The sequence below is a fragment of the Streptomyces sp. NPDC058240 genome, assembly GCF_042882135.1.
In the GTDB taxonomy this organism is placed as follows: domain Bacteria; phylum Actinomycetota; class Actinomycetes; order Streptomycetales; family Streptomycetaceae; genus Streptomyces.
In genome coordinates this window covers 82,103-90,332 of record NZ_JBHVWT010000010.1, presented here as the reverse complement: position 1 = coordinate 90,332, position 8,230 = coordinate 82,103, and the positions used below count along the sequence as shown (strand labels likewise).

Annotated in this window: 9 protein-coding genes; 3 read left to right on the top strand and 6 right to left on the bottom strand. The window is 69.9% G+C overall.

What is annotated here, in order from left to right; all coding sequences use genetic code 11:
- Nucleotides 1-91: 91 nt before the first annotated feature.
- From pucL to ACFVX4_RS18970, 6 genes are all read right to left on the bottom strand, one after another.
- The gene (gene pucL / locus ACFVX4_RS18995; RefSeq protein WP_389978363.1) at nt 92-1,039 is read right to left on the bottom strand and encodes a factor-independent urate hydroxylase; all 948 of its coding nucleotides are present in this window, start codon (nt 1,037-1,039) and stop codon (nt 92-94) included.
- A gap of 5 nt (nt 1,040-1,044) precedes the next feature.
- A complete protein-coding gene (uraH, locus tag ACFVX4_RS18990) occupies nt 1,045-1,437 on the bottom strand; it encodes a hydroxyisourate hydrolase (protein WP_389978360.1) in 393 nt (130 codons plus the stop codon).
- Between the two features lie 5 nt (nt 1,438-1,442).
- On the bottom strand, nt 1,443-1,952 hold the full coding sequence (uraD, locus tag ACFVX4_RS18985; protein ID WP_389978357.1) for a 2-oxo-4-hydroxy-4-carboxy-5-ureidoimidazoline decarboxylase: 510 nt from the start codon (nt 1,950-1,952) through the stop codon (nt 1,443-1,445).
- A gap of 191 nt (nt 1,953-2,143) precedes the next feature.
- Nucleotides 2,144-2,521 carry a helix-turn-helix domain-containing protein gene (locus tag ACFVX4_RS18980; RefSeq protein ID WP_124721336.1) on the bottom strand — a complete coding sequence of 126 codons (378 nt, stop codon included), beginning with the start codon at nt 2,519-2,521 and terminating at the stop codon, nt 2,144-2,146.
- Nucleotides 2,518-2,769 carry a thiamine-binding protein gene (locus ACFVX4_RS18975; RefSeq protein WP_266428750.1) on the bottom strand — a complete coding sequence of 84 codons (252 nt, stop codon included), beginning with the start codon at nt 2,767-2,769 and terminating at the stop codon, nt 2,518-2,520. Before ACFVX4_RS18975 ends, ACFVX4_RS18980 begins: the two co-directional genes overlap by 4 nt.
- 99 nt (nt 2,770-2,868) lie before the next feature.
- Nucleotides 2,869-4,065: a lactonase family protein gene (locus tag ACFVX4_RS18970; protein WP_389978354.1), complete on the bottom strand. Its 1,197-nt coding sequence runs from the start codon at nt 4,063-4,065 to the stop codon at nt 2,869-2,871.
- 223 nt (nt 4,066-4,288) lie between these two features.
- Here ACFVX4_RS18970 and ACFVX4_RS18965 point away from each other — a divergent pair, with 223 nt between their 5' ends.
- From ACFVX4_RS18965 to ACFVX4_RS18955, 3 genes are all read left to right on the top strand, one after another.
- On the top strand, nt 4,289-5,179 hold the full coding sequence (locus ACFVX4_RS18965; RefSeq protein WP_389978351.1) for a TIM barrel protein: 891 nt from the start codon (nt 4,289-4,291) through the stop codon (nt 5,177-5,179).
- Nucleotides 5,176-6,075, top strand: coding sequence for a 2-hydroxy-3-oxopropionate reductase (locus ACFVX4_RS18960; protein ID WP_389978348.1), 900 nt, complete (start codon nt 5,176-5,178; stop codon nt 6,073-6,075). Before ACFVX4_RS18965 ends, ACFVX4_RS18960 begins: the two co-directional genes overlap by 4 nt.
- A gap of 206 nt (nt 6,076-6,281) precedes the next feature.
- Entirely contained in the window at nt 6,282-7,739 is a 1,458-nt protein-coding gene (locus tag ACFVX4_RS18955; RefSeq protein ID WP_389978345.1) for a catalase, read from the top strand.
- Nucleotides 7,740-8,230: the final 491 nt, after the last annotated feature.

Genomic DNA, 8,230 nt, shown 5'->3' with positions numbered 1-8,230 from the left:
TTTTCGGTGGGGGGTGCGGGTTCTGCTTTCCCTTCCTTTAGTCTCACCCACCCCCCCCCTCCCCCCCCCCCCCCCCCCCCCCCGCCCCGCGTCAGAGGTTGGTCATGTCGACCGGGATGTGCGGCTCGCAGCCGTCGCGCAGGATGGTGGCCTCGATCAGGCCGTAGGGGCGGTCGGCGGCGTAGTACACGGCGCCGTCCTTGGCGTCGTTCTCCAGGCCGAAGGCGGAGAGGTCCTGCCGGAAGTGGTGCTTGTTGGGGGCGGAGAAGCGGATCTCGTCGATCTCGCTGCGGTTGTTGATGACCCGCGAACCCATCTGGTACAGCGTCTGCTGGAGCGAGAGCGAGTACGTCTCCACGAACGCGTGCAGGATGTGCTTCCTGGACTGCTCGTAGGACTTCTCCCACTGCGGCATGCGCTGCTCGTCCGAGGTCCAGTTGTGCCGCCACCACGTGGACAGGGACGTGGCGAGGATGCGGTCGTAGTCCTCCTGGAGCGTCGTGTACTTGTCCTTGATGTAGCCCCAGAACTCGGAGTTCGTGGAGTTCATCAGGGTCAGGTCCTTGAGCCCGGACAGGACTTCGAACTTCGCCCCCCCGTCACCTCCGGCGGAGTACGTGATCTGCGCCAGGCGGGTCTCCTGGCCCTTGCGGACGAAGGAGTGCTTGACCTCGTCGGCGCCGATGAACTTGGAGTTGCCGTCGGAGCCGGCGATGCGCTCCCAGGCGTACTCCTCGATGCGGATGCGCGCGCGGTGGATCGAGGGCTGGCTGTCCACGAAGTGCCGGGCGAGGTGGATGCCGTACTGCTCGACCGACTCGATGCCGTATTCCTTGGCGAACGCGAAGCAGGTGTTCTTCGTGGTGTCCGTCGGAAGGCAGTTGGCGTTCGAGCCGTTGTAGTGGACGTCGTCGAGCTCGCCGGAGAGGGCGACGGAGACGTTCAGGTCCTTGATGTGGTGAGTGTCGCCGTCCCTCGTGATCTTGACGACGCGGTTCTCTGCTTTGCCGTACTGGTTCTGGCCGAGAATCGTGGGCATGTCTGCTAGCTCCCTCGGTAAACGGAGTAGCCGAACGGGTTGAGCAGCAGCGGTACGTGATAGTGCTCGCCCGGTACGACGGCGAAGGTGATCGCCACTTCCGGGAAGAACACACCGCTGTCCCTTGCGCGGGGGGCGTCCTGCTGCGCCTCGGCTTGCTTCTTGGCTGCGAAGTACGCCTCGGTCTCGAAGCCGAGACGTACATGGGTGGTGCCCTCCGGCAGTGCCGGCAGGTCCTTGCATCGCCCGTCGGCGTCGGTCGCGGATCCGCCGAGCGTCGCCCAGGGTGCGCCGCTGCCGCTGCGGGCCGCGAGCGTGATGGCGACGGCCGCGGCGGGGCGGCCGATGCTGGTGTCCAGGATGTGCGTGGACACCGATGCGGTGGTGTCGGTGCTCAAGACCGTCACTCTCCTTCGGTTACGAGACGGGTCAGCCGGATGCGGTTGATCTTGCCCAGCTCGGTGCGCACGATCCCGCGCTCCTGCTCGGGCGAGTTCCCGATCCGGGACTTCACCGCGTCGCGCATCTGCTCACCGGTGGCTCCGGTGGCGCAGATCAGGAAGACATGTCCGAACCGCTCCTGGTAGGCCAGGTTCAGTTCGAGCATCTCGGCCTTGAGTTCCTCGGTGGCGCCGGCCATCCCCCGCTGTTCGCGGGAGGAAGTCGGGTCTCCGGGCTTCGGGCGGCCGATCGGCGGATGGCCGGCCATCGCTTCGGCCAGTTCCTCCGGGGTCAGCGCCGCCGTGGCGGCGTCACTGGCACGAAAAAGGGCTTCCGCGGTGGCGTACGGGCGTCGGGAGAGGATCGCTCTTCCCCATGCCGCGCCGGCACACACCTCGTGCAACGCGGTGGTGGCCTCGTCGTCCGCCAGGGTGTTGAACCGGGCGAGGCCCGGCGTGGAGCTCGAAGTCACGGGAGCCTCCGTGGCTGTTCTCGCTGTGCGTTTTTTCGCTTCGCGTCGGTCGGGCTGCGGATAGCTAACGCCCTCCACAACACCACGTCAACACTTTGTTGAAATTACGCGAATGTAAAAAGCCGTCGCCCGGTACTCCGGACGACGGCCCTCCGCGGTCTTCCACGGCGTTCGCTCAGCTACGGCCTCAACTACTCGCCTTTGGCCGCATTTTCCCTGTTCAGGTAGTTGTAGACGGTGAAGCGGCTGACCCCCAGCGCGCCCGCCACCGTCTCCACGCCGTGGCGTACCGAGAAAGCACCACGTGCCTCCAGGGTCCGCACCACCGACTGCTTGGTCCGGCGGTCCAGCTCGGCGAGCGGCATGCCGTGCCGGCGCTCCATGGCGGCCAGGATGTGATCGAGCGACTCCGAGAGCTGGGGCAGCCGTACGGCTATGACGTCCTCGCCCTCCCAGGCCAGCACGACATCGTCGGGCTGGGCCTGCTCGGGCCCGAGCAGCTCGGCGCCCATGGCGTCGACGAGCGGCTTGACCGCGGTGACGAGCGGGTGGTCCGCCGGTTCGGTCACTGGGAGTCCTCCCCGATCACATTGACCTGGAGGGACACCCGGGTGGCACCCGATGCCAGGGCCTGGCGCAGCAGCGAGTCCACCGCGGTGAGCACCTCGTCCGCGCCGCCCTCCGCCGTGTTGCCGAAGGGGCCGACGTCCACGGCGTCCAGGTCGGCCGCCTGGATGACCTCGCGGGCCACGACCGCGTGGGCGGGCGCCTCGTCGAGATCGAAGGGCTCGGTGGTGAACTCCACTCTCAAGCGCACTGTGCCTCCCTCATGCGTTCGCCACGCAGCTGTGAAACCCGCGGCTCGCGCCTGACCCTAACGGACGTGCGCCGGGGCCGTCGGGCGTCGGATCAGCCCTCAGTACCCGGCCGGGCGCGCGCTCGGGTGCGGCAGTACGCAGACGGCGACCGGGGCGGCGAGCGCCTGACCGGTGCGGGTCAGTCCGCCGTCGTGGGCGTCGACCCGGAAGGCGGTCACCGTGCTCGACCTCTGGTTGGCCGCGAAGAGCAGTTTCCCGTCGGGCGAGAAGGCGATCTGCCGGGGGAAGTCGCCGCCGACGGGCACGGTGTCGAGCAGCCGCAGCACGGCCCCGTCGTCCTCGACGGCGTAGCGCGTAAGGCTGTTGTGCCCCCGGTTGGCGAGGTAGGCGAACCGGCCGTCCGCGGTGACCAGGAACTGCGCGGGATAGCTGGTCCCCGCACCGGTCCCCGTGGGCTGCGGGGTGCCCGGGGAGAGCGTGCCGGTGGCCGGGTCGTAGCCGCAGACGACCGCGGTGTTGTCGACCTCGCAGGCCAGGTAGGCGAAGCGGCCGCCGGGGTGGAAGGTGATGTGCCTTGGTCCGGCGCCGGGGCGCAGCGCCGCATAGGAGACCCGGCCGAGCGTGCCGCGCCTCTCGTCCAGCCGGTACGTGTACACGGTGTCGTTGCCGAGGTCCACGGCGAGGACGTGGCTGCCGTCGGGGGTGGTGATGATCTGGTGGGCGTGCGGCCCGTCCTGGCCGGGGCCGGGCGGTGGCGTGGTGTGGGCGACCAGGTCCGTACGCTCCCCCAGCGATCCGTCGCCCCGGATGGGGTGCACCGCGACGCTGCCCGCGGTGTAGTTCGCGGTGAGCAGCCACCTTCCGGTGGGATGGACCGACAGATGGGTGGGCCCGGCCCCGCCCGTGTCGCGCGTTCCCAGCACCCGGTGGGTGCCGTCCGGCGACAGGGCCACCGCCGTCACACCGCCCGGGTCCTGCTCGTCGACCGCGTAGACGGTGGCGCCGGAAGGATGCGCGGCCAGGTACGAGGGGTTGGCGACGCCCGTGATCACGGGACCGGCGGCCATCGCCCCGGTGGCGGGGTCGTAGGTCGCCGTCCCGATTCCCGTGCCGCCGCCCTCGGCCGAGGTGTACGTGCCGAGCAGCAGCCGCGGGGTGGTGCGCGGGCGCGGGCCGACCGCGGGCGCCCGGTCCGGCGCGGACCCCGGGGAGCCGGGCGCCGCGGGGGCCGCCGACAGGGCGGCACCGGCGAGCAGCGCGCCGAGGACGGTGCGCCGGCTGGTGGCGTGGTTCATGTGAGGCACCTCGTACGGGGTCGGCGGCATCGGACGCACCAGCAACCCTGGCCCGCCCCGGACCCCTCGGCAACCGGCGCAATTGGGGGCCCACCTTGCGCAACCCGCACGAAGACCCCGGGACCGAATTCCGGGCACCCCCTTGACAGCTTCCACAGCCCCGGGCAATCTTCCGTTACGTAGAAACTAACTTCCGCAATACGGAAGGAGAGCCGAAACCCTCATGGGCTACCCGGACCAGCGCTTCGATGTGAACCTTTCGATCCTCTTCACGGAACTCCCGCTCCTGGAGCGTCCCGCGGCAGCCGCCGCGGCCGGCTTCACGGCGGTCGAGCTGTGGTGGCCCTGGATCGAGACCCCCACTCCGCCGCAGGCCGAGCTCGACGCCCTCAAGAAGGCGCTCGACGACGCGGGCACGCAGTTGGTGGGACTGAACTTCTACGCCGGACAGCTGCCCGGCCCCGACCGCGGCGCGCTCTCCGTGCCGGGCACGGAGTCGGACCGCTTCCGCGCCAATATCGACGTGGCGGCAGGCTTCGCCGCCTCGGTCGGCTGCAAGGCGCTCAACGCGCTGTACGGCAACCGCGTCGACGGCGTGGACCCGGCCGCGCAGGACGAACTCGCCCTGGAGAATCTGGTGCTCGCCGCCCGTGCGGCCGACCGGATCGGGGCGGTACTCCTGATCGAGACCCTCAACGAGCCGGAGTCGCCGCGCTACCCCCTGGTGAGCGCACCGGCCGGGATCGGGATCGTCGACAAGGTCAACGCGGCGACCGGACTCGGGAACGCGAAGTTCCTGCTGGACCTGTACCACCTGTCGATGAACGGCGAGGACCTCGGCCAGGCCATCACGGCGTATGCCGACAGGACCGGCCACGTCCAGATCGCCGACAACCCGGGGCGCGGCGCGCCCGGCACCGGCTCGCTCCCGCTGGAGCAGCTCCTCGACGAGCTGACGAAGGCCGGTTACGACGGCTGGGTCGGCCTGGAGTACAAGCCGGGCGACCGGCCGAGTGCCGAGGCCTTCGAGTGGCTCCCGGCCACCGCGCGGGCCGCCCGCCGAGGGCGGCGAACTCCCCCTCGTACACACGCTTATCGGAAGGCACCCTCATGAGCAACAACCTCCCCAAGGTTGCGTGGATCGGACTCGGCATCATGGGCTCCCCCATGTCCGAGAACCTGATCAAGGCCGGGTACGACGTCACCGGTCACACCCTGGAGCAGGCGAAGATCGACCGGCTGGTCGCGGCCGGCGGCACCGGCGCGGGCTCGATCGCCGAGGCGGTCCGGGACGCCGATGTCGTCATCACGATGGTGCCCGCCTCCCCGCAGGTCGAGGCCATCGCCTACGGCCCCGACGGCATCCTGGAGAACGCCAGGCCCGGCGCACTGCTGATCGACATGTCGTCGATCACCCCGCAGACCTCCGTGGACCTCGCGAAGAACGCGAAGGACAAGGGCATCCGGGTGCTCGACGCCCCGGTCTCCGGCGGCGAGGCCGGTGCCATCGAGGCGGTGCTGTCGATCATGGTCGGCGGCGAGCAGGCCGACTTCGACGCGGTCCTGCCGATCCTCCGGGCGCTCGGCAGGACCATCGTGCTGTGCGGTCCACACGGCTCCGGCCAGACGGTGAAGGCCGCCAACCAGCTGATCGTCGCGGTCAACATCCAGGCGTGCGCCGAGGCCGTCGTCTTCCTGGAGAAGTCCGGCGTCGACCTGGCCGCCGCACTGGACGTCCTCAACGGCGGACTGGCCGGCTCGACCGTCCTGACCCGCAAGAAGGACAACTTCCTCAAGCGGGACTTCGCGCCGGGCTTCCGGATCGACCTGCACCACAAGGACATGGGCATCGTCACGGACGCCGCCCGCAATGTCGGCGCCGCGCTGCCCGTCGGCGCCGTGGTCGCCCAGCTCGTCGCCTCGCTGCGCGCGCAGGGCGACGGCGGCCTGGACCACTCGGCACTGCTGCGCTCGGTCGAGCGCCTGTCGGGGCAGCCCGTCCAGGCCTGACCGGCCCGGCAACCCGGAGACTTCCGGACGGCGTCGGCGCTGACACCTGTCCTGTCGCGCCCAGGCGTCGGCGCCGTCCGGAACACCAGCCAACAAATTCAACAAACTGTTGACGTCGGGTTCGGGGCGTACTTACGCTCCTGGAGCCCCGAGCCGTCGCAGTTCAGCAGCTCAGCAGCCCCCGTACGGAAGGTCGCCCCGACACCATGACGCAGCGTGTGCTCACGACCGAGTCAGGCGCCCCGGTCGCCGACAACCAGAACTCCGCCACCGCCGGTGTCGGTGGCCCGATCCTCCTCCAGGACCAGCACCTGCTGGAGAAGCTGGCCCGCTTCAACCGGGAGCGCATTCCGGAGCGCGTGGTCCACGCCCGCGGCTCCGGCGCGTACGGCTACTTCGAAGTGACCGACGACATCACCGCCTTCACTCGGGCGGACTTCCTCTCCGAGATCGGCAAGCGCACCGAGACCTTCATCCGTTTCTCGACCGTCGCCGACTCGCTGGGCGGCGCGGACGCGGTGCGCGACCCGCGCGGCTTCGCCCTCAAGTTCTATACGGACGAAGGCAATTACGACCTGGTCGGCAACAACACCCCGGTGTTCTTCATCAAGGACCCGATCAAGTTCCCCGACTTCATCCACTCGCAGAAGCGCGACCCCTTCACGGGCCGTCAGGAGCCGGACAACGTCTGGGACTTCTGGGCCCACGCCCCCGAGGCGACGCACCAGGTCACCTGGCTGATGGGTGACCGCGGCATCCCCGCCTCGTACCGCCACATGAACGGCTACGGCTCGCACACCTACCAGTGGACGAACACCGAGGGCGAGGCCTTCTTCGTCAAGTACCACTTCAAGACGAACCAGGGTGTGCGGTCCCTCTCCAGCGAGCAGGCCGCCGAACTCGCGGGCAAGGACGGCAGCTCGCACCAGACCGACCTGCTCCAGGCCATCGAGCGCGGAGTGAACCCGTCCTGGACGCTGTACGTGCAGGTCATGCCGGCCGCCGAGGCCGCGGGCTACCGCTTCAACCCGTTCGACCTGACCAAGGTGTGGCCGCACAGCGACTACCCGCTCCAGCGGGTGGGCCGGCTGGTCCTGGACCGCAACCCGGACAATGTCTTCGCCGAGGTCGAGCAGGCCGCGTTCTCCCCGAACAACTTCGTGCCGGGCATCGGTCCTTCGCCGGACAAGATGCTCCAGGGCCGGCTGTTCGCCTACGCGGACGCGCACCGCTACCGGCTGGGCGTCAACCACGCCCAGCTCCCGGTGAACGCGCCGCGCACCGCGGTCGTCGACAACTACGGCCGCGACGGGCTGCACGCCACCCGCAACGGTTCGCGCCACGACAAGAACTACGAGCCCAACTCGCACGCCGGCCCCGCCCAGACCGACGCGGCGCTCTCCGCCCCGCTCGCCATCCACGGCTGGACCGGCACCCACGCGGCGCCCGCCCACACCAAGGACGACGACTTCTTCCAGGCGGGCGAGCTGTACCGGCTCATGTCCGAGGAGGAGAAGGGGCGGCTGGTCGCCAACATCGCCGGGGGCCTTTCCCAGGTGACCCGCGACGACGTGATCGAGAAGAACCTCGCCCATTTCCACGCCGCCGACGCCGACTACGGCAAGCGTGTAGAGGAGGCGGTCCGCGCCCTGCGCGAGGACTGAGTCTCCTACTGAGCCCTGCTCGCGCCGCGAATCCGGATGAGGGATGTCATGCGGCGCGGGCAGGACGAGGCCGCGGCGGTCGTGCGACGCCAGTGCGGTGGTGAGGGCCGGTATGCCTCCTCGTCCTCTGACCTGAATGAGGACGAGCCGATCCGGCCCGATCGCCGCCGCCGCGGCCCCTGTTGTGTTGCGTTGTGTTGTGTTGTGTTTCTCGCGCCAGGGCGCGGAGTACGGATACGGTCCCGTGCTCCGCGCCCTTCTTCGCGTGCGAGTCCCCGGGCTTGGTGTGCGCGTCCCCGAGCTTGGTGTGCGCGTCCCCGGCCGGGCCCGACCCGGCACCGGCCCCTGTCCGTGGCGAGTCCCCGGACGGCCGTGGGGGGGGAAGGGGCGGGAGGGGAGGGGGGGGGGGAGGGAGGGGGGGGGGGGTGCGGTGGGTGTGATCTGGGAGTGCGGGGGAGGTGTGGGGTGGGGGGGGGGTCGGAGGTTATTGA